Annotated in this window: 25 protein-coding genes and 1 riboswitch; of the genes, 3 read left to right on the forward strand and 22 right to left on the reverse strand. The window is 36.9% G+C overall.

Annotated features, from left to right (window positions below; all coding sequences use genetic code 11):
• Nucleotides 1-2 precede the first annotated feature (2 nt).
• The 13 genes from tsaC to DYE60_RS05815 form a co-directional block, all read right to left on the reverse strand.
• Nucleotides 3-557 carry an L-threonylcarbamoyladenylate synthase type 1 TsaC gene (gene tsaC / locus DYE60_RS05755; RefSeq protein WP_115315676.1) on the reverse strand — a complete coding sequence of 185 codons (555 nt, stop codon included), beginning with the start codon at nt 555-557 and terminating at the stop codon, nt 3-5.
• Complete coding sequence (locus DYE60_RS05760; protein WP_115315677.1) at nt 557-1,084, reverse strand: DNA topoisomerase family protein; 528 nt, start codon at nt 1,082-1,084, stop codon at nt 557-559. The genes tsaC and DYE60_RS05760 overlap by 1 nt, the downstream gene beginning before the upstream one ends.
• Nucleotides 1,085-1,393 (reverse strand): N(4)-acetylcytidine aminohydrolase, encoded by a 309-nt coding sequence (gene yqfB / locus DYE60_RS05765; RefSeq protein ID WP_115315678.1) that lies wholly within the window; start codon nt 1,391-1,393, stop codon nt 1,085-1,087.
• Nucleotides 1,386-1,829 carry a recombination regulator RecX gene (recX, locus tag DYE60_RS05770; protein ID WP_115315679.1) on the reverse strand — a complete coding sequence of 148 codons (444 nt, stop codon included), beginning with the start codon at nt 1,827-1,829 and terminating at the stop codon, nt 1,386-1,388. Before recX ends, yqfB begins: the two co-directional genes overlap by 8 nt.
• A 63-nt stretch (nt 1,830-1,892) precedes the next feature.
• Nucleotides 1,893-3,005, reverse strand: coding sequence for a recombinase RecA (gene recA / locus DYE60_RS05775; protein ID WP_115315680.1), 1,113 nt, complete (start codon nt 3,003-3,005; stop codon nt 1,893-1,895).
• A 254-nt stretch (nt 3,006-3,259) separates the two neighbouring features.
• The gene (gene nagA / locus DYE60_RS05780; RefSeq protein ID WP_218563618.1) at nt 3,260-4,375 is read right to left on the reverse strand and encodes an N-acetylglucosamine-6-phosphate deacetylase; all 1,116 of its coding nucleotides are present in this window, start codon (nt 4,373-4,375) and stop codon (nt 3,260-3,262) included.
• 17 nt (nt 4,376-4,392) lie between these two features.
• Entirely contained in the window at nt 4,393-4,821 is a 429-nt protein-coding gene (agaF, locus tag DYE60_RS05785; RefSeq protein ID WP_115315682.1) for a PTS galactosamine/N-acetylgalactosamine transporter subunit IIA, read from the reverse strand.
• Nucleotides 4,822-4,922: 101 nt separating this feature from the next.
• Complete coding sequence (locus DYE60_RS05790) at nt 4,923-5,837, reverse strand: PTS system mannose/fructose/sorbose family transporter subunit IID (RefSeq protein ID WP_115315683.1); 915 nt, start codon at nt 5,835-5,837, stop codon at nt 4,923-4,925.
• Nucleotide 5,838: 1 nt separating this feature from the next.
• On the reverse strand, nt 5,839-6,636 hold the full coding sequence (gene agaW, locus DYE60_RS05795) for a PTS N-acetylgalactosamine transporter subunit IIC (protein WP_115315684.1): 798 nt from the start codon (nt 6,634-6,636) through the stop codon (nt 5,839-5,841).
• Between the two features lie 30 nt (nt 6,637-6,666).
• Entirely contained in the window at nt 6,667-7,143 is a 477-nt protein-coding gene (agaV, locus tag DYE60_RS05800) for a PTS N-acetylgalactosamine transporter subunit IIB (RefSeq protein WP_218563619.1), read from the reverse strand.
• 20 nt (nt 7,144-7,163) lie between these two features.
• Nucleotides 7,164-8,354 (reverse strand): SIS domain-containing protein, encoded by a 1,191-nt coding sequence (locus tag DYE60_RS05805; protein WP_172460369.1) that lies wholly within the window; start codon nt 8,352-8,354, stop codon nt 7,164-7,166.
• A gap of 15 nt (nt 8,355-8,369) precedes the next feature.
• Nucleotides 8,370-9,647 (reverse strand): class II D-tagatose-bisphosphate aldolase, non-catalytic subunit, encoded by a 1,278-nt coding sequence (locus DYE60_RS05810; protein ID WP_115315687.1) that lies wholly within the window; start codon nt 9,645-9,647, stop codon nt 8,370-8,372.
• Nucleotides 9,607-10,419 (reverse strand): DeoR/GlpR family DNA-binding transcription regulator, encoded by an 813-nt coding sequence (locus DYE60_RS05815; protein WP_115315688.1) that lies wholly within the window; start codon nt 10,417-10,419, stop codon nt 9,607-9,609. The genes DYE60_RS05810 and DYE60_RS05815 overlap by 41 nt, the downstream gene beginning before the upstream one ends.
• A 202-nt stretch (nt 10,420-10,621) precedes the next feature.
• On the opposite strand from DYE60_RS05815, the gene DYE60_RS05820 reads away from it, so the two are divergent.
• On the forward strand, nt 10,622-11,161 hold the full coding sequence (locus DYE60_RS05820) for a D-glycero-alpha-D-manno-heptose-1,7-bisphosphate 7-phosphatase (protein ID WP_115315689.1): 540 nt from the start codon (nt 10,622-10,624) through the stop codon (nt 11,159-11,161).
• A gap of 88 nt (nt 11,162-11,249) precedes the next feature.
• On the opposite strand, the gene DYE60_RS05825 is transcribed toward DYE60_RS05820, so the two are convergent.
• From DYE60_RS05825 to DYE60_RS05860, 8 genes are all read right to left on the reverse strand, one after another.
• A complete protein-coding gene (locus tag DYE60_RS05825) occupies nt 11,250-13,907 on the reverse strand; it encodes a DNA translocase FtsK (protein WP_115315690.1) in 2,658 nt (885 codons plus the stop codon).
• Between the two features lie 89 nt (nt 13,908-13,996).
• Nucleotides 13,997-14,536, reverse strand: coding sequence for a hypoxanthine phosphoribosyltransferase (gene hpt / locus DYE60_RS05830; protein WP_115315691.1), 540 nt, complete (start codon nt 14,534-14,536; stop codon nt 13,997-13,999).
• A gap of 3 nt (nt 14,537-14,539) precedes the next feature.
• Nucleotides 14,540-14,851 carry a stress response translation initiation inhibitor YciH gene (yciH, locus tag DYE60_RS05835; protein WP_115315692.1) on the reverse strand — a complete coding sequence of 104 codons (312 nt, stop codon included), beginning with the start codon at nt 14,849-14,851 and terminating at the stop codon, nt 14,540-14,542.
• A gap of 80 nt (nt 14,852-14,931) precedes the next feature.
• Complete coding sequence (locus DYE60_RS05840) at nt 14,932-15,282, reverse strand: YcfL family putative periplasmic lipoprotein (RefSeq protein ID WP_115315693.1); 351 nt, start codon at nt 15,280-15,282, stop codon at nt 14,932-14,934.
• Between the two features lie 9 nt (nt 15,283-15,291).
• Nucleotides 15,292-15,651, reverse strand: a complete 360-nt coding sequence (locus tag DYE60_RS05845; RefSeq protein ID WP_115315694.1) for an HIT domain-containing protein — start codon at nt 15,649-15,651, stop codon at nt 15,292-15,294.
• Between the two features lie 166 nt (nt 15,652-15,817).
• Complete coding sequence (gene asd, locus DYE60_RS05850; protein WP_115315695.1) at nt 15,818-16,933, reverse strand: aspartate-semialdehyde dehydrogenase; 1,116 nt, start codon at nt 16,931-16,933, stop codon at nt 15,818-15,820.
• A 38-nt stretch (nt 16,934-16,971) separates the two neighbouring features.
• Nucleotides 16,972-17,823 carry a tRNA-modifying protein YgfZ gene (gene ygfZ, locus DYE60_RS05855; protein ID WP_115315696.1) on the reverse strand — a complete coding sequence of 284 codons (852 nt, stop codon included), beginning with the start codon at nt 17,821-17,823 and terminating at the stop codon, nt 16,972-16,974.
• 7 nt (nt 17,824-17,830) lie between these two features.
• Nucleotides 17,831-18,694, reverse strand: coding sequence for a YicC/YloC family endoribonuclease (locus DYE60_RS05860; protein ID WP_115315697.1), 864 nt, complete (start codon nt 18,692-18,694; stop codon nt 17,831-17,833).
• 335 nt (nt 18,695-19,029) lie between these two features.
• On the opposite strand from DYE60_RS05860, the gene rph reads away from it, so the two are divergent.
• Nucleotides 19,030-19,749, forward strand: coding sequence for a ribonuclease PH (rph, locus tag DYE60_RS05865; protein ID WP_115315698.1), 720 nt, complete (start codon nt 19,030-19,032; stop codon nt 19,747-19,749).
• Between the two features lie 297 nt (nt 19,750-20,046).
• A riboswitch (glycine riboswitch) is annotated at nt 20,047-20,163 on the forward strand.
• 127 nt (nt 20,164-20,290) lie between these two features.
• Complete coding sequence (locus tag DYE60_RS05870) at nt 20,291-21,649, forward strand: alanine/glycine:cation symporter family protein (protein WP_115315699.1); 1,359 nt, start codon at nt 20,291-20,293, stop codon at nt 21,647-21,649.
• A 50-nt stretch (nt 21,650-21,699) separates the two neighbouring features.
• Here DYE60_RS05870 and DYE60_RS05875 read toward each other — a convergent pair whose 3' ends face one another.
• On the reverse strand, nt 21,700-22,347 hold the full coding sequence (locus DYE60_RS05875) for a hypothetical protein (protein ID WP_115315700.1): 648 nt from the start codon (nt 22,345-22,347) through the stop codon (nt 21,700-21,702).
• Between the last annotated feature and the right edge of the window lie 16 nt (nt 22,348-22,363).

Here is a 22,363-nt window from a genome sequence, read left to right on the forward strand (position 1 = left end):
AATTATCCTTCTCTAAAAATTTTCTGAGTGAAAATATCTCTAATTTCGGACGGATTTGCTTTGTTTGCTGTTGGCATATTAAGAATAGGAAAAGATATACCAAATTGTTGTTGAACTTCATCAGATGTACGACACGGTGGCATTCCAGATAAATTAGCACTCGTTGATGTAATAGCACTTTGTGTTGCAGTGCAAAGCTGAGAAATTGCAAAAAGTTTACATAATCTGACCGCTATAGTATCAAATTGTCCTGTTAAATAATCAGGAACACTTGATTTTGCGGGCATTATCCAAGTAATCGCCTGCTCTTGAATTGTATTAAATCGTTGCCATTCAGCCTCTGTTAATCTTTCGGTATCAATATAAGACAATAGAAACTTTGGCTCTGATGCAATCAGAATAAGCCCTTTTTCCTTCGGGCGTTTTTTTAATGCGAGTAATCTATTTACAGCTTCTTCACTATTCGGATTACAACCTAAGCCAAAAACAGCTTCTGTTGGATAAGCAATGACGTTATTTTGAAAAAATTGTTCAACGACTTGTTCCAAAGAATACATTATTCTTCCTCTATAAATGAATGTTGGCAAGATGGCATTATACAAGTATAGACTTTTTTTCCTCTTACTTTTTTTGCCGTCACAATATGACTATGACAAAGCGGGCATTCTTTTTGAATAGGCTTGCTAAACAATGTAAATCTACATTGAGGATATCCAGCACAACCGTAAAATGTTTTTCCTGAGCGACCTTGCCTAGCAACTAATTTATTCTCATCGCATTGTGGACAGAAACACTCTATTTCTTCGGTTTCATCATGTACAGTAAAATCACAATCGGGATAGTTGCTACACCCTATGAACATACCATAATTCCCTTGCTTTAACTGTAATGGGTTATGACATTCTGGACAGTGTTCATCAAGATTTTTAATTATATGTGTTGCATTGTGTAGCGGTTTTAAATAGTCACAACTTGGATAGGCTGAACAGCCTAAAAATAATCCCTGTTTGCTTCGCTTCATTTGTAAAGAAGCACCACATTCAGGGCAATTTTCAGCGTGTTTTTTAGATTGAAAAATACTCATTTATGATACTAATTGGTATTCAATAACAAAAAATTCATTATCATTTGGATAAATGTCTTTAATAACGTCCCTTAGCTGATCTAGCGACATATTCTCTTGTTTTGCATGAGTTTCATTTAACTCATCAAATAGAATAGGCGTCACAGATTTCACTTTGATTTTAGCAAAAAAGCGATCCGTTTCATTAGTAAATACATCTAAAATTTGATTTGGTTTAAAATGTGATTCTGAATGATCACGGATAGTAATTGTTTTTTTGCCACTAAGAATATCTTGTTCGAAACGAGTAAAAAAAGTAATTTTATTCATCATAATGTCCATTCATTAAATCACTAAAATATTCACTGTCAAAACCTCGACTCATCATAAATCGCCACATTTTCTGCTTTGCTTTCATATCCCAGTCAGATGGTTTTTTCTTAAAAAAGACAGTTTCTGCCAAGCTATACCAATCAACTTCACTCTCATCTATTTTTCTTGAAATAATATCTGATGAAACACCTTTACGTTGTAATTCATACTGAATTTTTCTTATTCCAAAACCAGCAGATGAACGGTAACGTATATAGCTCTCACAAAAACGCTCATCACTCTGCCAATTTTGTGTTTGTGCATCAAAAATAGCTTCATCTATCTCATTTTCAGAATACTCTTTTTGAGCCATTTTTTGGCGTAACTCATATTCACTATAATCTCGGCGAGCAAGTAAGTAAACGACATATTGTATCGCGGTATATTTAGACATAAAATTTTTTTTAGAAAAACTCCCTCTACTTTTCTCAAATAGAGGGAATAATTAGATTAAAGACTAGAATTCGTCTTCTGTTACTACACTATCTACTGTTTCATCTTCAACATAGTCTAGTTCAACAAAATCAGCTTCTTTTTTATTCATTAACAAGTCACGAATATCCGCTTCAATCTTCGCCATTGTTTCTGGATTTTCTTTTAACCATTTAATAGCGTTTGCTTTTCCTTGACCAATTTTCTCGCCTTCATAAGAGAACCAAGCACCTGCTTTACCAATCATTTTCTGATCTACAGCAAGATTCAATAATTCACCATATTTAGAAATACCTTCGCCATACATAATATCAAAAACGGTTTCTCTAAATGGTGGAGCAACTTTATTTTTAACCACTTTAACTTTGGTTTCATTACCAATAATTTCATCACCATTTTTAATTGGTGTAGAACGACGGATATCCAAACGTACAGAAGCGTAGAATTTTAATGCATTTCCCCCTGTTGTTGTTTCAGGATTTCCAAACATCACCCCAATTTTCATACGAATTTGGTTGATGAAAATCACTAAACAGTTTGCAGTTTTGATATTTCCAGTCAGTTTACGTAATGCTTGAGACATTAAACGAGCTTGCAATCCCATATGAGAATCGCCCATATCCCCTTCAATTTCAGCTTTTGGTGTTAATGCAGCAACTGAATCCACAACAATCACATCAACAGCCCCAGAACGAACTAATGCATCACAAATTTCTAATGCTTGTTCACCGTGATCTGGTTGTGAAATTAACAATTCGTTAGTATCAACGCCTAATTTCGTTGCATATATAGGATCTAATGCGTGTTCAGCATCAATAAATGCACAGGTTTTACCTGCTTTTTGTGCTTGTGCAATAGCAGAAAGGGTTAAGGTTGTTTTACCCGATGATTCAGGACCATAAATTTCAACAATTCGTCCCATTGGCAATCCGCCAATACCTAACGCAATATCCAAGCCTAATGAACCTGTTGATACCGCTTCAATATCTAGCTTTTTATTCTCGCCTAAACGCATAATTGAGCCTTTACCAAATTGTTTCTCAATTTGAGCAAGGGCTGCTGCAAGTGCTTTTTCTTTTTCTTGTTCAGTTTTATTTATTTGAACACCCGTATTTTTAGATGATTTTTTCTCAGCCATTGTTATTCCTTGTGGGTTGTATTAGAACTAATTTATTACTGATGATAATATACTGTTTGAATATACAGTTCAACGTTTTTTTTACTTTTCTTGCAATAAAAAAGAGAGATAGAGTCACAATACAATTTTTAATAAAAAATTATCTCAAATCTAAAATAGAAGCTTCTATCGACCATATTATTACATAATAATATTTGCAAAAAAGGCACAAAACTTAACCGCTTGTGCCTTTTGTTTCTGAAAGAAATGCTAAATTAGTTTGGTAATTCTTGTAAACTTAGTTCATCATCTAAATACAGAATATCACACATTTCACGATTAAGAATAGTCGCTAAATCTTCTCGTCCAATATGTTTTGCTGGGGTTGTGATCGCCATTGTTAACACATCAACCACGCTCGCTTGCATAAATTTCAGGGCATTTTTCACATTTTGTTCCATTGTGATATGAGCACCTGCCAATGAGCCGTTTTCATTCACTAATTTATTGCCTTGCACAAAGACTTTTTGTCCCATTAGATCAAAGGATTCTATGCCTTCAACACCGATCGTGTGCATACTGTCGGTAACAAGGTGTAAGCGATCTTTTCCAAGCAATTTATAAGCCGTTTTTAATGAGAATGGATCGCTATGAACACCATCTACAATCACACCGCAATATAAGCCCAATGTACAAGCTGTACCGATTACGGCAGGCTCTCTGCCTTGTAATGGTGGCATTGCGTTATATAAATGGGTGACACCTGTTAATCCCATACTATATGCTCGCAACATATCCTCTTTTTGTGCCATTGTGTGACCTGCATTGACTTTAAAACCGTGATCCACAAGGTGCTTGATAAAATCTGCAGGCACTTGTTCTGGAGCAACGGTCACTAAGCTATTACCTAATCCTTCTTTTGCATAACGATCATAATCTTCTTGGGTTGGTTTGCGGATATAAGCAGGTTGGTGTGTCCCTTTTTTCTCTAAGCTGATAAAAGGTCCTTCAAAATGCCCACCAATTAAACCGTGTAGCTTTTGTTTAATCCCCTCTTGAATTGCTGTTAAACCTTGCTCTAATTTTTCCGGAGTATCCGTAATAAAGGTTGGTAAAATAGCGACTGTACCAAATTTACGATGTGCCGCTATAATGGTTTTTAAGCCTTCAATATTCGGTTCATCATTGAACAGCACACCACCGCCACCGTTTGCTTGTAATTCAACATAGCCCGGTGTTAAAATTCCGCCGTTTAGTTGAATAATGTTAGCATCCGCAGGAAGTTGTTCATTTGGAATAACTGCAAAAGTGCGATCATTTTCGACCGCTAGACTATGTCCGTAAAGTAAATTATTGCCATCAAATATGGCTGCATTTTGATAGTAAATCATTATTTTTCATCCATTCGTTAAATACCGTCATCATCGGCTTGAGTATTTTGATTTTGGCTCATTTGCAGTGCAAACGTTGTGATGCCTTGACGTGCACTTTCAATAAGTTCATTAACACTGTCGCTTAAATTATCATACTCCTCTCTTTCTAGGCAAGCCTCTATTAACATTTGTGCCGTTGTACCAGTTACCACTTCACAATTTTCTCGTTGTGATGCGATAATTGATGCTTGTCTAAATGGCGTTCCCCCTAAAATATCTGTAAAGAAAATCAATTTTTCACAATTTAATTCTCCAACGGCTTGTTGAAGTAATACCCCAAAATCACAGCTTCCATCAAAATCTACTGCTTTATAATCTTCTTGTTCCCCTGCAACTAATTCGAGTGTTGAAGTAATCCCTGTTGCAAAATGCCCGTGCCCACAAACAATAATGCCGATTGTCATATTCTGCTCCCGTGATAATAAAAAATTGGTTATGTTGAAAATTGAAAAAGGGGAAACGATTTTCTCATTTACCCCTTTTTCTGATTACTTATTCGCTAGGATTATCCCATACGAGTTGCTAATACTGCTGGGTCGATAATATCAACACCGAACATCATTTTCACTAATACTGGAATTAAAGTACACGCTAGACCAAAGATGACTGTGAACATTACTAAACGTAACGCACTGTCCCCTTTCTTAATGCGCCATAAAATCATTAGTGTCCATAATAATGGTAATAATTTAGGCATAATTGGGTCAATTAAGTCGCCTTGTAAAGTATAAATATAAGGTTTTTCAACCCCAGGTACGTGGCGAATCATTTGTAGTCCAGCTTCTAAGCGAACATAACTTGCCGTCATTGCCCCAATTACAGTTAACCCCACAATAGACGCGGCGTGACCGAGTCGTTTGGTTTGCTCTTTCAGGTTAGCAATCGCTGAAACCCCCATTTTATAACCGTAGCTCGCTAAACCAAAACGTAAACCGAAGTGTACAAGGTTAAACGCAACTAAGAAGAAAATAGGACCTAACCAAGAGCCGTTAAGTGAGAATGAAGCACCCACACCACCACAGATAGAAAGTAAGGTTAGCCAGAATACCGCATCACCGATACCACCACCTGGACCCATTGTTGAGATTTTAATTGCACGAATCGTTGAAACACGTTCTTTTGATTCTTCCATCGCAAGTACTAAACCTGAAATGAAGGTTACTAAGAATGGGTGCGTATTGAAGAATTCAAGGTGCATTCCCATTGATTTTTTCAAGTCTTCTTCATTTTTATGAATTTTGCGTAAGCCTGGTAAAATAGTGTATAACCAACCATTTGCTTGCATACGCTCATAGTTAAAACTTGCTTGTAAGAATAGTGAACGCCAAGCCATTTTTGAAATATCTTTATTAGTAATGACTTTTTGTTTGGTTTGATCTTCATAAACATCTGGATCAACGGTTTTATTCATATCTGTCATCTTAAATTCCCTCTTCTTCAGTTTCAGTTTGAGTTGAATGACTACCTTCCGCTGGTGCATCGCCACGGATAAAGAACTCGATTAACGCGAAGACTAAACCGATCAATGCAATCGCAAGTAATGGTTGTTTGAAGTATGCTGACAATAAGAAGCCTAAGATGAAATAAGCAACATATTGTTTTTTAAGCATAATATTTAACAAGATACCAAATCCGATCGCTGGCATTAAACCACCTGCAAAACCTAAACCATCTGTTACCCATTTAGGAATTAACTTCACAAAGCCTTGTGCTGCTTCTGCACCAAAATAGATAACTGCAAACGCAATAATTGAGTAGAAGAAGAACAAGATTGTCATACCTAAATAGTTAAGGTTTGCAATACCGGCAAAGTTAAGTTTTTTCGCATAACGATCCGCAACACTCATTAACGGTGAATACACGGTGAATAATAAAGTGATACAAATTTGAACGAAAATCGCAAATGGTACAGCAACTAAGATCGCTTGTTCAGCGGTTTGCCCTGTAACAAGAGCAAATGCAGTACCGATGATACCGCCAAGTACTACGTTAGGTGGCTGAGCCCCTGCAAGTGGAACAAGTCCCATCCACATTAACTCAAAGGTTGCACCAGCAACTAGACCTGCTTCTGGTTTACCTAGAATTAAACCCACAATTGGACCTGTAATAATTGGACGGTGGATATGTGTAAGTACGTTAAATAAATCAATACCAGCAATACCGGCAAAAAGCGCTATAAGTAAAGCTTGCATCAAACTGACGTCAGTAACAACTTCCATAGCATTCTCCTAATTTAAGTTAAGATTAAGTTAAAGTAATGACAAAATGTCTTTTTTAGCATCGGCAGGAATACCTTGAACGGTGCAAGGAATACCCTTTTCCACAAGTGCTTTAAAACAACGAATATCGTCTTCTGTCACACTCACGGTTTTATCGATTTGTTTCTTACCTTCTGCAAAATGAAGATTACCTACGTTAACGGCACTAATCGGCACCCCTCCTTCTACTAAGGCTAATACGGTTTGCGGTGTACGACAAACCAAGAATATTTTTTGTTTTGGTGACGCTTTATGGATCACATCAATGGTTTTCTGAACAGAAAAATAACGTGATTGCACCCCATCAGCTAACACCATATCCATTAGATTTTGTTGCACTTTATCCTCTGCAAGAATGTCGTCTGCAACAAGCACTAAGTTAGCACCTAACCAGCTTGTCCAAGTCATACCAACCTGTCCGTGAACAAGGCGGTTATCAATTCGAGTCGCAAGAATATTTGGCATCATTTGTCTCCTTTCATTATGATTTATTGTTGAAATTCGTATAAAGTGACCCCTTGAACCACTCGATTCACTTCCCCTGTTGGGCAAGGATTATCAGGTGAAATATCAAAGGTAATACTTAATGTTAAGCCAATGACTTGTGAAACTAGGACACCAAGCGGTGCAAGTAACACATCATCCACATCGGCTAAATCATCTGGTAAAACAATCAATTCAAGCGGTGATTTTTCATCGAATTTTTGCAAAAGTTGATCCGCAATTCGCTGTGTTGCAATCACAACCACTTGTTTACATTTGTTGTTTGAAAGCAATTCAATCGCCATATCGCGGTCAAAACGTGAAGTGTATTCATTGTTGCTCACAAATACACAAACAGTGGTATTTTCATCAACGATAGATTTTGGACCGTGTCTAAATCCGAGTGAGGTTTCATACAAAGTAACCACTTTTCCGCCTGTCATTTCTAAGGCTTTTAATGCAGATTCTTTGGCTGCACCAAATAACGTATTTGAACCTAAATAAACTAAACGCTGTGAACTTGGAATTTTTTGCAAAAAGTTCGCAGAAAGTAACCGCTTGCACCAATCTTCTGCACAATCCGCCACTGCTTTTAAGTTCGCTGCTGGACGACCTGCCGCACGGCTCACTAATTGGAATGTGAATAACAACATGGTTGAGAAACTTGATGTCATCACAAAACTTTTATCGTGAGTTTCCGCTGGCATTAAGCAAACGTGATTATGGCTGTCGTTGCGTTTTGATAACTCGCCGTTCGGGTTACAAGTGACATTGATTTGATGCACATTTGGTGCAAGTTGTGACACTTTATCCGCCGTATCAACACTTTCAGGGCTGTTTCCTGAGCGACCAAATGCAAACACAATGCCTTCGCTTTCTTTATTAAAATAATAATCTGGACGGCTTACGATATCCGTTGTCGGCACAGAGCGAACACGTGCTTTTGCAAATTGCTGTATAGCTGGTGCTAATACATCGCCAACATAAGCCGACGTTCCTGCACCACAAAATGTAATACAAGCGGTCGGATTTTCTAAGGTTTTTGCAATAAGTTCGTATAACGCTGGATCGGTGTTATCTAATAAGCCTTCAATTTGTCGCCAACAATTTGGCTGCTGAGCAATTTCTGTAATGGTGTCTAATGCACCCTCTAATTTTAATTCATACAGATTGCTATTAAGAGTTTTATAGTCCATCGCCTTCATCTCCTCCTAGATTTTAGCTGCTTCATAGTATGGCAAGAGAGCCAACTGAATATGAAAATGTACTAAATTATCAAAGTCGCCTTTGATTTTACCTTCACGCACTGCATCAAATTCCGCAGGCATATATTGTTTTAATAAGCCAAGTGGAATGGTTCTGCCCGCAAAGGCGGTTTTCATTTCACTGATAACTTGTTGTAATTTTGGTTCTGGTAAGTAATAACGGCAACGATCTGATAAGCTATATGCTCGTGCGATACGTTGTTCTTGCTCGTTACCTAAATAATATTTTTTCCAATATTTTGGTTTTTCCACCATTATTTCTTCAAGGGTTGCTTTAAATGATGGTACGTTTAATTGCATATCTTGGGCGATATGATCTAATGCAAAATACGCTTCACGCAATGCAAAAGTTAATGCTGGTCCGACTTTTAAAATCGCAAAGTGATCACGCACTAAATGTTGGAATGCAAGTGGTTTTTGGTAATCGGTAGAGTGAGCCTCAAAAGTGGCATTTGGGAATTCATTTGCTAGGGCTGATAATTTTTCTGCATTTTCAGGGATATAATCCACCACACTATGATGATCAAATTCCACCGCAGGCTGTACGACTAAGCCAACAATTCTTGACCATACATCGCCTAAGCCGTGTTTTTCAAAAATTGCTTGATGAACTTGATAAGTGGTTCTTGCTGCCTCTGGTGTGGTTGGTGTCACCACATCTAAATCTTCTTGTGCCCCACCTGGAACTGGCACTTCCGTACCGATAATATAGACAATATCGTGTGGTTGATTGGTGGCTTTTGCGGTGTCTTCGGCAATTTTGCATAAACGAGCCGCACGCTCTGCCACAATTTCATCGGTTAAAGGAACAGGATCATCTGAGCAAGACATACTGCAATCTAAGTGAATTTTTTGATAGCCCGCACTCACATAATGGCGAATCAATTCTTCTGAATGATTCATTGCGGTGACGCTATCTTGATCTTGCCACGCATTTGGACCTAAATGATCGCCGCCTAGTACTAAGTTTTGATCCGATAATCCGTTTTCTTTTAATAGATTTTTTACATAAGCGACAAATTCAACAGGTTTCATTCCTGTATAGCCGCCAAATTGATCGACTTGGTTGGATGTGGATTCGACTAACAATAAATCGTTATATTGTGTCGCGAGTTTTGCAGCAGCAATAATCACATCAGGATTCGCACTACAAACAGAAACCACACCACCTTTGCCCGTTGCTTTATGGTCGTTGATACGTTGTTGGATTGGATTGATTTTCATCGTCATCTACCTCGAAAAGTTGAATATTATGTTGTTTGAAAACAGCTCTAAATTCATCGGATACCCCTTTTTGAGTAATAATTCCCGTGATATCCTCAAAGTTCATAATAGATGCAAACGCACGTCTATTAAATTTAGACAGATCCGCTAATACATAAACTTCTTTGGCTTGCTGTGCCATTAAACGAGTTAACTGAGCATTAGCCGTATCTGTTGTGGAAAAACCTGCCTCTAAATCAATACCGTCTGTACCAATAAAGGCTTTTGTAAAATGACATCTATTTAGCATATCGCAAGCCACTGTGCCCTCAAACGCCATAATATCGGCGTTCAATCTTCCCCCCAAAGAATAAACATTTGTGTGCTTATGCTGAGACAATACGGCCAATGCTGAAATACCATTAACCATTACAGTCATAGGCGTATCAGGTAACTCATTCACCAACGCCAATGTAGTTGAACCTGAGTCAATCACGATTGAATCTTCTGGCGTAATAAGTTGAGTTGCAATAAATCTTCCGATTGCTTGTTTTGCATTACTATTTATTGTGGTACGTCTTTCTATATTTGCAGAAAGAAATGATTGTTGTGTAACCACTGCCCCACCATGCTGTTTACTCAAATATCCTTCAGCATCTAATTGTTTTAAATCACGATGAATTGTCATCACCGAAACATCAAATAGTTCCGCTAGCTGCATAGGTGAAGATGCTAAACCTTGTCTTAAACGACTAAGAATTTCTGTTCTGCGCTGAGCTGGTGATTTTTTCATTTTTATATCCATTATTTATCTATGTTAAAATTTACTGTTAAAATATGTTACTACAAAAGTGTAGTGTTATTTATTGTTATTCTTTGAGCATAATATAAATAAAAAAACAACAGCTTTCAACACAAAATATCATAAATTATCATTTTTGTGTTATAGTTCACAAAATTAAAGTTAAATTTTGTTATTTTAATAAGGAGAAATTATGAAATTAGTGATTTTAGATAGAGATGGTGTCATCAATAAGGAGCTAAAATGGGTTGAAACCCCTGATGAATTCGAATTTATTGATGGAGCAATAGAAGCAATTGCCAATTTTAAAAAAGCGGGTTACATCACTGCAATCGCCACTAATCAATCTCACATCGATCGTGGACGTTTTAGCGTAGCGGATTTAGATGCAATCCACGATAAAATGCTAAAAGAATTACGCTCAAACGGGGGAGATATTGATAAGATCGTTTACTGCCCAAGTTTTGATAATAGCGATCCACGCCGTAAACCAAATCCAGGAATGCTATTAGAATTACTCGCTCACTTTAATGTTGAGCCAAATGATGCCGTGTTTATTGGTGATTATGAACGCGATATGCAAGCAGGCTACGACGCGGGGTGTCATTTAATTTTAGTTGAGAATAAACACGGCGATGGTGAATATCACAATATGCCTGATTATTTAAAAGAAAAAACCACTTTTGTGAAATCACTTTTAGAGGCTAGTAAAGTGATTGAAAAATGGAAGTAGTGCTTCTTTTATAAAAGCAAAGCCACTTAATTTTTTATGATTAAGTGGCTTAATAGAATAAGAAAAATAATTGTTATTAAAAAATTATTTACTGAGCAACAATCTCTCTTTTGCCTCGATGATCTGGCGTTGATAAAATGCCTTGTTCTTGTAATTGATCTAAAATACGAGCTGCACGAGGGAAGCCGATTGAGAATTTACGTTGTACTCCACTCGCAGACGTTACACCTGAATCAACGACAAACGCAACAACTTCATCAAAGAGAGGATCTAAATCACCGCCATCACTTGATGAGCTTGCTTGTTCCTCACCATTCTCACTTGAAGCAACAATCGCCTCAATATAATTTGGTTTAGCTCTGGCTCGCCAGTTATCTGTGACTTGCTGAACATCATTATCGGTCATAAATGCGCCGTGAATACGAATAATATCAGGCGTGCCTGCTGCCGAATAAAGCATATCGCCTCGCCCTAATAAGCTCTCTGCACCACCTTTATCCAAAATTGTTCTTGAATCTATTTGGCTTGCCACTGTAAACGCAATTCGGCTTGGAATATTTGATTTAATCAAACCTGTAATCACATCGGCAGACGGTCTTTGAGTCGCTAAAATTAAGTGAATTCCCGCTGCTCGTGCTTTTTGCCCAATACGAATAATATATTCCTCAACCTGTTTTCCCTGCGTCATAATCAGATCAGAAAACTCATCAATAATCACTACAATGTAGCTTAAATTCTTTAATGGTGGTGGCATAAGATCCATTGTATCACCTTGCTTCCAGCTTGGATCAGGGATAGGCAGTTGCATCTCTTCCGCCTGTTTAATCTTGTCATTATAGCCTTCAATATTTCGTACGCTTAGATGTTTTAATAACATATAGCGACGTTCCATTTCATCAACTACCCAACGTAATGAATTTACAGCTTTTTTCATATCCGTAACAACAGGGGTTAATAGATGTGGAATATTGTCATAAATACTCAACTCAACCACTTTCGGATCAATCATAATAAAACGGACTTGTTCTGGGGTCAGTTTATATAGCAAACTTAAAATCATTGTGTTTACCCCAACAGATTTACCGCCACCCGTTTGCCCTGCAACGAGTAAATGAGGCATTTTAGCCATATCAACAACTACCGATTGCCCACTGATATCTTTACCCAATGCCATCGGTAATTTAGCCGTAGAATGGGCAAACTCCTTGCTCGCAAAAATATCTCGTAACCAAACTGTTTCACGATAAGAATTTGGTGTTTCAATCCCCATATAAGGCTTTCCAGGTACAACTTCGGTAATTCGGATTGCTTTAAACATCAATGCTCGAGCTAAATCACTACCAATGTTAATCACTTTAGAGGATTTCACCCCTGGTGCTAATTGAATCTCATAACGAGTCACCACAGGGCCAACCAGTACATCTTCAACCGTTGCTTTTACACCAAAATCAGCTAATGCCTGCTCAATTCTTTCCGATGTTTCAGTAATCTCTCGATCCGTAATCATCTGCGTTTCTTCTGGTGGCACTTCCATTAAATTCAATGTTGGCAACGGTGTAGTTGGTTTTGGCATCTTAGTATGTTGCTGTAATAATGGATGAATCAAGGTATCACCATAGCCTTTTGGATACGGATTTACGTTTCCTTTTTCTACTTTTGGCTCTTGTTCTTTCTGAGAAACAACGGATACGCTCTCTACCTCACTTGGTTCATCTTGCAATATAACGTCAATGCGTTCAGAAACCTCATCATCAAGCTCCAAATGAACCTGAGGCAAATCTTCATTTGCAAATTGTGAAGAAAATTCGACCGCTTGTGGTTGCGGTATTATCGGTTGTGAAATTTCATCAATCAGAGAATTATCTTCAACTTCAACGGACGCTGTTTCAACCTTTAATTGAGACGCTGGTTTAATATGATGAAGATGCTCAAAAGGATTCAACTCAGATTCAATTTCTTGTTGTTGCTCTATCTCTTCTTGTCTTTCTTCATCCTTATTGGCACGAGTAATTTTAGGCACAGGACGAGTAAATTGAGTCACGTCTATCAATGAGCTTTCTGTATTTTCTGCTTGATTTTCAACTTCCTCCTCCTGCGAAACAGGTTGAGTCTGTTCTTTTGCTAAAAAAGAAGGAGTAATAGATGATTCTGTTTCTAAAATAGGAGAGTGAGATTTATTTTGCTCCTCTGTCGTCATAACCCAAGCGAAAAACTGTTCTGCTAACACCAAGAAAACATTTCCAAAGCATAAATAAAATCCAACAACAATCAAGAAAATAGATATGACTAACGCCCCAAGAATGCCTATATAGTTAGAAATAATAGATGTTGCTATTCCCCCAACAAAACCACCTACAGCATAATATTCAGAATAGCCAAAAAGAATGTGGCATATAATCGCTAAGCCCATCAAAAACAAACTAAAGTAAACACTTTTAACAACCACATATCCCCAATGTAATTGCGTGGTTAAATTACAAGATAGCCAATATAGCGGAGAAAGAATGAGTGCCAAAGGAATAAAAATCGCTGTCATTCCAAAAGTAGAAAAGAGTAAATCAATGCTCCAAGCACCAATAATGCCCGTCTTATTCAGTATTTGAGACGTAATATTATCAGATACTGACCACGCACTGTCTAATGGACTATAGCTTATCCATCCAGCAAATAAATATAAGCCAACGCACATTGTTATTACCAATAAAAACTGAACTAACTTATCTTTTCCTTTTAACTTTTTTAGCACTTTTATTCCTTAATATTAACTAATAATGATAGAGAAAACCGCTTATTTATATAAACAAGCGGTCTATTTTTTATGACATTTTACAAATTTTATTCGTCTATAACGACCTGTCCGATGTAATTAAGATGACGATATTGCTGTGCATAGTCAATGCCATAGCCCACCACAAACTCATCAGGAATTTCAAAACCAACCCATTTTACTGGTACTTTCACTTCTCGGCGAGAAGGCTTGTCTAAAAGAGTACAGATTTGTACCGAGTTTGGCGAACGTAACAGTAACATATCTCTCACTTTGCTTAATGTAAAACCTGTATCAATAATGTCTTCAACAATCAGCACATCTTTACCATTTATCTCACCGTCAAGATCTTTTAAGATTTTTACATCACGATTTGATTCCATACTTGAACCATAGCTTGATGCCGTCATAAAATCAACTTCCACAGGAAGATCTAATAAACGAACCAAATCTGCCATAAACATAAAAGATCCACGCAATAAACCAATCACAACCAAATTTTTACATTGATTTTGTTGATAATATTCATTGATTTGGTTTGCTAATTCAGAAATACGTTCGTGAATTTCTGCTGTTGAATACATTGTTTCAATATGATACTTTTTCATAACTTAACCACCTGAGAGTTTTACTGTAAAATTTTTCTGCTCTAAAAATTGTTTGATAACATCACGTTTATCACCTTGAATTTCAATCACACCATCTTTCACTGAGCCTCCAACACCACAGCGTTTTTTTAACGCTTTGCCTAGCTCATTTAATGCTTTATCATCAAGATCTAACCCTGTTATAACACAAACGCCTTTTCCTTTTCGCCCAGCTGTTTGACGTTGAATTCTCACAATCCCATCGCCTTTTGGACGTACCACTTCTTCTTTTTCAGGCTTAATACGCCCTAATTCTGTTGAATAGACTAACGTCATTATGTTTTATTCTCTTATTTCATACTGAAACTTCATTCTAAAACAACCCTATTATACAAACAAGACAATAACGAACTATTCTACCCTTTATGGCGTAAATAAATACGGTAGTTGTAGCTTTGTTGATTTGGTTTCTCAACCAAAAGTTGTTGTGCTTGATGAGGTTCAAGGGTTAATTTATGCCATTTGGTATCATTTAATTGGCTTGTTCCTTTCTCATCAAACCAAAAAAATTTATAGCTCATTTTTATCTGTTTCGCAGTAAGATTCTGCATCAACACTTGCTCAGGTTTAGCCTCTACCTCAATCATTGAAGCAATATTTTCATCAATATTAACCAAAGGCTTCGTCGATACTTCAATCAAACTACCTGAGCGATTTATACAGCCACTCAACAAGATTGCAAATACAGTAATAATTATTTTTTTCATTTTATTACCTTATATTGAAAGCATTTTTCCCAATGGCTCACCACCTACAAGGTGCATATGAATATGGAAAACCTCTTGCCCACCGTGCTTATTACAATTCATAATCAAACGATAACCATCCTCCGCAATACCTTCTTCTTTGGCTAATTTAGATGCAGTCGTGATCATTCGACCTAAAACAAGTTCATCTTCACTTTTCACGTGGTTAATTGTTGGAATAAATTTATTTGGAATAATTAAAATATGGGTTTTAGCTTGTGGCGAAATATCTCTAAATGCAGTCACTAACTCATCTTGATAAACGATATTTGCTGGAATTTCTTTACTGATAATTTTACTAAAAATAGTTTCTTGGTACTCTTTTTCCATTTTGTGTTCCTTTTTCATTGAAAGACTAATCATAGCCTAGTAAATATACATTTTTAATCCCTAAATTTAAACCTATTTCACAAAAAAATGAAGTAAGTTATTTCATAACCTACTTCATGATCTTCTTCATTTTTTGCAAAAACCAGTAAAAATCTGACCGCTTAGACTATTTGTCTAACAACTGCATTAACACCCTACGTACAGGCTCTGCTGCACCCCATAATAACTGGTCGCCAACAGTAAAGGCTGAAAGGTATTCTCCGCCCATATTAAGCTTACGTAAGCGTCCAACTGGCACGCTCAATGTACCTGTTACTTTTGCAGGCGTTAGCTCTTTTAAGGTTGCTTCTTTTTCATTTGGAATCACCTTAACCCACTCATTGTGATTTGCTAAAATTTCTTCAATTTCAGACAACGGTATGTCTTTCTTCATTTTGATCGTAAAGGCTTGGCTGTGGCAACGCAATGCCCCGATACGCACACATAATCCGTCAATCGCAATCGGTGTATCACTTAAACCTAAAATTTTGTTGGTTTCTGCATAGCCTTTCCATTCTTCTTTGGTTTGTCCGTTTTCCCATAGGCAATCGATCCAAGGGATTAAACTGCCTGCTAATGGCACGCCAAAATTATCTGCTGGGAAAGAATCTTCACGCATTGCAGAAGTCACTTTGCGTTCGATCTCTAAAATAGCACTTGCAGGATTCTCTAATTCTTGTGAAACCACATTTTTTAGTTCGCCCATTTGGGTTAATAGTTCACGCATATTTTTAGCACCCGCACCGCTCGCTGCTTGATAAGTAGCAACCGACACCCATTCCACAAGATCTTTTTCAAATAATCCGCCCAATGCCATTAACATTAAGCTTACGGTACAGTTTCCGCCCACAAAGGTTTTTACGCCTTTTTTCAAGCCTTCGCTGATCACATTTTGGTTTACTGGATCAAGCACGATAATCGCTTCATCTTTCATTCGTAAGGTTGAAGCGGCATCAATCCAGTAACCATTCCAACCTGCCGCACGCAATTTTGGATAAATTTCAGAGGTATAATCGCCACCTTGACAGGTTAAAATAATGTCTAATTTTTTTAGTTCTTCAAGATCAAATGCATCTTTTAATTCGCCAGCTTGCTTGCCACCAAAGGTTGGTGCCACTTGTCCAGCTTGAGACGTCGTGAAATAAACGGGGTTAAAACGAGCAAAATCCTGTTCTTGCTCCATTCTATCCATTAACACGGAACCAACCATTCCACGCCAACCAATTAAACCAACATTTTGCATTTTTTACTCCTTATTTTTTATTGTATTTGCATAAAATTTTAATTTTCTAATGAATAAGGTAACGGATAAATCGCTAAATTTACGCCATTAATTCTAAAAGTTGTATCAGGATCAATCTCTTTATTTAAAACAACTTGCACCCAAAGTTGTTGCTTCGTTGCCATCGCATATAAAATCGTACCTGTTGATTTCCAGTTTTCTGCCAATTGCATTTCAACCGCAGAGCCAATTTTAGGCAAATTCATTTCACTTGAAATATCGCCACACAAAGTAAACATCGCACGTTTATTTGCTCCTCTGAATTTTGCTCTTGCTACCGTTTCTTGCCCAATATAACAGCCTTTTTTAAAGGAAATAGCTTGCTCAATACATTGTAAATTCAAGGCTTGCGGAATAAAGTTCAGTCTGTTTTGTTGCAATAAAACAGGAATGCCTTGTTGTATATCTAGCAAGTCCCAGTCATCGCTATTTTGTGATGCTTCAATGCTTTCATCACTTAACACTAAATAACGATTGGTATTTTCTTCCAGTTTGATAGCGGTCATATTTTCGTTAATTTTTGCAAAAATATCACCGCTTGTTTCATCAACTTTACCATAAACCAAAGCCTCTTTTTCAGTAAAAGTGACTTTTGAAAAAATCGCATATTTTTTTAATTGATCCAAAGATTCAGGTAATAAATTTTGATGAATGATCATTAAAAAATATTCTTCTGATACTTTATACAATCGGAATAAGCCACTCACTTTACCCTTTGGATCACAATGGGCAGTAAGCGTTTGCTTGCCACTTTCTAATTTAACCACATCGCAAGTCAATTGACCTTGTAAAAACTTTTGTGCATCAATGCCTGCTATTTCAACGACTTTATATTGCTTTAAATGGATCATTCGTTTCTTACTCTAAGTTTTGGATTTGTTCACGCATTTGTTCAATTAAGACTTTTAATTCAACGGCAGAATTTGTAATTTCTGCATTGATTGATTTAGATGCAAGGGTATTTGCTTCACGATTTAATTCTTGCATCATAAAATCCAGTTTACGCCCCACAGCACCGCCTTTCTTTAAGATCGCAGTGGTTTCTTTAACGTGCAGTTGTAAACGGTCTAACTCTTCCGCCACATCGGATTTTTGTGCCATTAACACCATTTCTTGCTCTAAACGTTGTGGATCGAGCTGTAAATTCAAATCATCAAATTTTTGCTGTAAACGATCTTTTTGCCATTGTAAAACCTCTAGCATTTGCTTTTGTACTTTTGTTGCTTCAAATGAAATCGCTTCTAAACGTTGTTGGATTAACTGGTGTAAATTTTCCCCTTCACGTCCTCGCATTGCCACAAACTCAGTCAAAATCTGCTCAAAACCTGCTAATAAATCTTCGCCGATTTTATCAAAATCTTGATTGGCATTATTCACAACCCCAGGATAACGCAACACATCAACAAGGTTAATTTCACCTTCATTTGCGGTTTCTTTTAACCATTTTAATGAATTGATCACTTGAGTTGCATACTCTTGATTCAATGCTAACTCATTGTTTTGGTTGTCATTTAATTCAATCTTTAAACTACACTCTACTTTACCACGTGTTAAACTCGCTCTTAGACGGTCACGCAAGGTCATTTCTAAATGGCGAAATGCGTCAGGTAAGCGAAAATAGGTATCTAAAAAGCGTTGGTTTACGGAACGTAATTCCCATACTGCACTGCCCCATTCTTTTTTAATTTCAAGGTGTGCAAATGCTGTCATACTATAAATCATTGTGAATGTCCTTCTGGTAAGCGGTCAAATTTTAGGACAAATTTACTAAAAATTGCCGTCTTAATAAGTGATATAAAATTTGCCTATATTGTACTGTTTATTTCCTAAAATGCTTTCATTTTTTTAAATTTTAATGAGAATTTATTGCTTTAACAGAATAATTGTAAAAGAAAAATGACACTATTCGCATTTTGGTTACAATTCCTGACACAGTTTGCCAATTTCAAGCTCTATGAACTTGCTTCTTTAATTGAAAAAAGATAGCACAAAAATTTTCGTACATTGTACGGGTTATTTGTTAAAATGCCTCTACTTTTTAGTTTTAAGGAAAATCTATGCGTCCAAATAATCGTAAATCAAATCAAACTCGTCCTGTAAAAATTACTCGCAACTACACAAAATATGCCGAAGGTTCAGTATTTATTGAATTTGGCGAAACCAAAGTATTGTGTAACGCTTCTGTTGAAGAAAGCGTTCCTCGTTTCTTGCGTGGTAAAAATCAAGGCTGGGTAACCGCTGAATATGCTATGTTACCTCGTGCGACGCATTCTCGCACCCAACGTGAAGCATCAAAAGGTAAACAAGGTGGCAGAACCCTTGAAATTCAACGCTTAATCGCACGTTCATTGCGTGCTGTTGTAGATTTAAAAGCCTTAGGCGAACGCACTATCACGGTGGATTGTGATGTCATCCAAGCGGATGGAGGCACTCGTACTGCTGCAATCACAGGGGCAGCAGTTGCTCTGCAAGATGCGTTAAATAAATTAGTTGCGGAAGGTAAATTAAAGACAAACCCAATGAAAAGCTTAGTAGCAGCAATTTCTGTGGGTGTGGTCGATAATGAAGCCGTGTGCGATTTAGAATATGTTGAAGATTCAAATGCTGAAACAGATATGAATGTGGTAATGGTTGAAGGTGGCAAATTTGTCGAGGTGCAAGGCACTGCGGAAGGCGAACCATTCTCACACGATGAATTATTACAATTATTAGGATTAGCAAAAGAAGGTATCGAACAACTTTTTGACGCTCAACGTTCAGCGTTAGAAAGCGAATAATTTTATTCATAATAATCACTTTTAGGCTAATTGACTAAATTAGCCTTTTTTCCTTTCCCTGCCTCAAAAAATGTATTCATCATTATAAAAATAAAATAATTTAGTATCCCCCCTTTGAAAAAAATTTAATTCTTGCTAAAATTCTATCTCTTTTTATTTTTAAGTATAAAAAGAAATTCGGTTGAAGGTAGCTGGAGAATAGCGAGTACGCTATACCGAAGAGGTAAAATCTTTCAGGTGCTGTGCAAAATTATTTAATTTATCAATAAGTTAAATCGTGCAGCGAGGACAGTTATTGGACGACCCCTTGGAGAGATTCAATCCGTTAAGGCGGAAAATGAACGCCGAAGGCGAAAATGTAACAGAGACACAATGTTATGTGAAACGCTCAGGCAAAAGGACAGGGGAGAAAAGTAACACTTTTTATAAAGTGGTTTCGTTTTTTAATTTATTTTGTAATTTTGCAAAATGTTATAAAAAAATGACCGCTTTCATTTCTACTTTTCTTTCCTTGTAAGTTATTTTTTACGAGGAATTTTCAATGTTAGATACAATTTTAAAATCAATAGATAATTTTATTTGGGGTCCTCCCCTACTTATTTTACTGGCTGGTGTCGGTATCTATTTTACGTTTCAACTACGCTTAATTCAGCTGTTTCGCCTACCGCGAGCATTAAAATATATTTTTAAATCAGAGCAAGGCGAAAATCATAAAGGTGATATTTCTGCATTTGCCTCTTTGGCAACCGCATTAGCGGCAACCATCGGAACAGGAAATATTGTCGGGGTAGCAACGGCTATTCAAGCAGGCGGACCTGGTGCCTTATTTTGGATGTGGATTATCGCTGTGTTTGGAATGGCAACAAAATATGCCGAAGGCTTACTTGCCATAAAATTTAGAGGCAAAGACAAAGACGGCTTTATTGCTGGTGGGCCTATGTACTATATTGAAATGGGGATGGGCAAAAAATGGCGATGGCTCGCAAAATTATTTGCACTATTTGGTGTATTAGTTGCTTTTTTCGGTATCGGTACATTCCCTCAAATCAACGGAATCACCCACGCTTTGCACGACACATTCAATGTGCCAATCATCATCAGCGGAGTAGTATTAACCCTTTGTGTGGCATCAATCATCTTAGGTGGTGTAAAACGTATTGCTAAAATTGCCAGCGTTGTTGTGCCTTTTATGGCACTGGCTTATATTTTGGTTTCGATCACGATCTTGGTGCTAAATGCAGATAAATTACCTGCAACTATCCTATTTATCATTAAAATGGCATTTAATCCTGAGGCTGCTGTAAGCGGTGCATTGGGCTTTACTGTTATGCAAGCGATTCAATCTGGTGTTGCTCGTGGTATTTTCTCTAATGAATCAGGATTAGGTTCTGCCCCAATCGCAGCAGCTGCAGCTCAAACAAATGAGCCTGTTCGTCAAGGGTTAATCTCAATGACAGGTACATTTTTGGATACTATCGTCGTATGTACAATGACGGGTTTAGTGATTGTTTTAACAGGCACTTGGCAAGGCGATGTTGAAGGTGCCGCGTTGACTAATCTTGCATTTTCAACAGGATTGTCAAGCTCATTAGGTTCAATCGTAGTCACTATCGGTTTAGTTTTCTTTGCCTTTACGACTATTCTAGGCTGGTGTTACTACGGCGAGCGTTGTTTTGTGTACTTAACAGGTGGGCGAACCAAAGGCATTAAATTATATCGCTTTGTCTTTATCTTATTGATTGCTATTGCCCCAATGATCAAATTACAAACCATTTGGACAATCGCTGATATTGTGAATGGCTTAATGGCGTTTCCAAACTTAATCGCTTTAATTGCCCTTCGTCACGTAATTATTGATGAAACAAAACGTTATTTTGAACGTATTAAGCAACAATCCTAATACATTTTAAAGGTTGAGTTCCCTATATATTAGGGAACTCAGTGTATATTTTACTTCTCAAATCCTGCAAATTCTAATTCATAATTATCGCCATCTTTATTGTAAGAAATATAACGAGGGAACTTTTCATTCGCATATTTTTTCACAGTGATGTCTTTATCGCCTGTTCTAAATGTATAAGTAATTTCTTGATAATCTTTATTGTCTTTTTGAATAGTATTCACTGCTTTATTCACACTAATATTATTCATTGCATAAATTTTCTTACCATTCGTAATTTGAAAACTACTCGGCAAAGAATCAAAATAACTTAGCTGATATGCCATTGTAAATAAATCGAAAATAGGCGAATTTAGAGCAACTGTTTCTAATTTTTTTCCTTTCTTCACTCGTCCATAAGTTACTTTATCACTCTTTATTTCACTGATTGAGTAAAGTTTTCCATTCCGCAAATCTTGATATTTCATCATATTAAAACGATCTTTTTCTTTCGTCCCTTCTGATGAAAATATAATTTTATAAAAAGGTACATTGATTCTTGCTTTGACAGAATAACTTTTTTCATCATTTTTAAAATGCACATAAGCAGGCATCACATAATTTGAACTATATTTAATTTTAAACTCTTCTGCAAAAGCTACGCTATTTAAAACGATAATGCTTAGCACAACGTATCTAATTTTTCTCCATACACTCATATTCTTTCCTCTTTTG

The sequence above is a fragment of the Phocoenobacter uteri genome (assembly GCF_900454895.1).
Lineage (GTDB): Bacteria > Pseudomonadota > Gammaproteobacteria > Enterobacterales > Pasteurellaceae > Phocoenobacter > Phocoenobacter uteri.

Coding starts and splice junctions, on each gene's coding strand:
- tsaC (WP_115315676.1), bottom strand. CDS start 557: ATGTATTCTTTGGAACAAGTCGTTGAACAATTTTTTCAAAATAACGTC.
- DYE60_RS05760 (WP_115315677.1), bottom strand. CDS start 1,084: ATGAGTATTTTTCAATCTAAAAAACACGCTGAAAATTGCCCTGAATGT.
- yqfB (WP_115315678.1), bottom strand. CDS start 1,393: ATGAATAAAATTACTTTTTTTACTCGTTTCGAACAAGATATTCTTAGT.
- recX (WP_115315679.1), bottom strand. CDS start 1,829: ATGTCTAAATATACCGCGATACAATATGTCGTTTACTTACTTGCTCGC.
- recA (WP_115315680.1), bottom strand. CDS start 3,005: ATGGCTGAGAAAAAATCATCTAAAAATACGGGTGTTCAAATAAATAAA.
- nagA (WP_218563618.1), bottom strand. CDS start 4,375: ATGATTTACTATCAAAATGCAGCCATATTTGATGGCAATAATTTACTT.
- agaF (WP_115315682.1), bottom strand. CDS start 4,821: ATGACAATCGGCATTATTGTTTGTGGGCACGGGCATTTTGCAACAGGG.
- DYE60_RS05790 (WP_115315683.1), bottom strand. CDS start 5,837: ATGACAGATATGAATAAAACCGTTGATCCAGATGTTTATGAAGATCAA.
- agaW (WP_115315684.1), bottom strand. CDS start 6,636: ATGGAAGTTGTTACTGACGTCAGTTTGATGCAAGCTTTACTTATAGCG.
- agaV (WP_218563619.1), bottom strand. CDS start 7,143: ATGATGCCAAATATTCTTGCGACTCGAATTGATAACCGCCTTGTTCAC.
- DYE60_RS05805 (WP_172460369.1), bottom strand. CDS start 8,354: ATGGACTATAAAACTCTTAATAGCAATCTGTATGAATTAAAATTAGAG.
- DYE60_RS05810 (WP_115315687.1), bottom strand. CDS start 9,647: ATGAAAATCAATCCAATCCAACAACGTATCAACGACCATAAAGCAACG.
- DYE60_RS05815 (WP_115315688.1), bottom strand. CDS start 10,419: ATGAAAAAATCACCAGCTCAGCGCAGAACAGAAATTCTTAGTCGTTTA.
- DYE60_RS05820 (WP_115315689.1), top strand. CDS start 10,622: ATGAAATTAGTGATTTTAGATAGAGATGGTGTCATCAATAAGGAGCTA.
- hpt (WP_115315691.1), bottom strand. CDS start 14,536: ATGAAAAAGTATCATATTGAAACAATGTATTCAACAGCAGAAATTCAC.
- yciH (WP_115315692.1), bottom strand. CDS start 14,851: ATGACGTTAGTCTATTCAACAGAATTAGGGCGTATTAAGCCTGAAAAA.
- DYE60_RS05840 (WP_115315693.1), bottom strand. CDS start 15,282: ATGAAAAAAATAATTATTACTGTATTTGCAATCTTGTTGAGTGGCTGT.
- DYE60_RS05845 (WP_115315694.1), bottom strand. CDS start 15,651: ATGGAAAAAGAGTACCAAGAAACTATTTTTAGTAAAATTATCAGTAAA.
- asd (WP_115315695.1), bottom strand. CDS start 16,933: ATGCAAAATGTTGGTTTAATTGGTTGGCGTGGAATGGTTGGTTCCGTG.
- ygfZ (WP_115315696.1), bottom strand. CDS start 17,823: ATGATCCATTTAAAGCAATATAAAGTCGTTGAAATAGCAGGCATTGAT.
- DYE60_RS05860 (WP_115315697.1), bottom strand. CDS start 18,694: ATGATTTATAGTATGACAGCATTTGCACACCTTGAAATTAAAAAAGAA.
- rph (WP_115315698.1), top strand. CDS start 19,030: ATGCGTCCAAATAATCGTAAATCAAATCAAACTCGTCCTGTAAAAATT.
- DYE60_RS05870 (WP_115315699.1), top strand. CDS start 20,291: ATGTTAGATACAATTTTAAAATCAATAGATAATTTTATTTGGGGTCCT.
- DYE60_RS05875 (WP_115315700.1), bottom strand. CDS start 22,347: ATGAGTGTATGGAGAAAAATTAGATACGTTGTGCTAAGCATTATCGTT.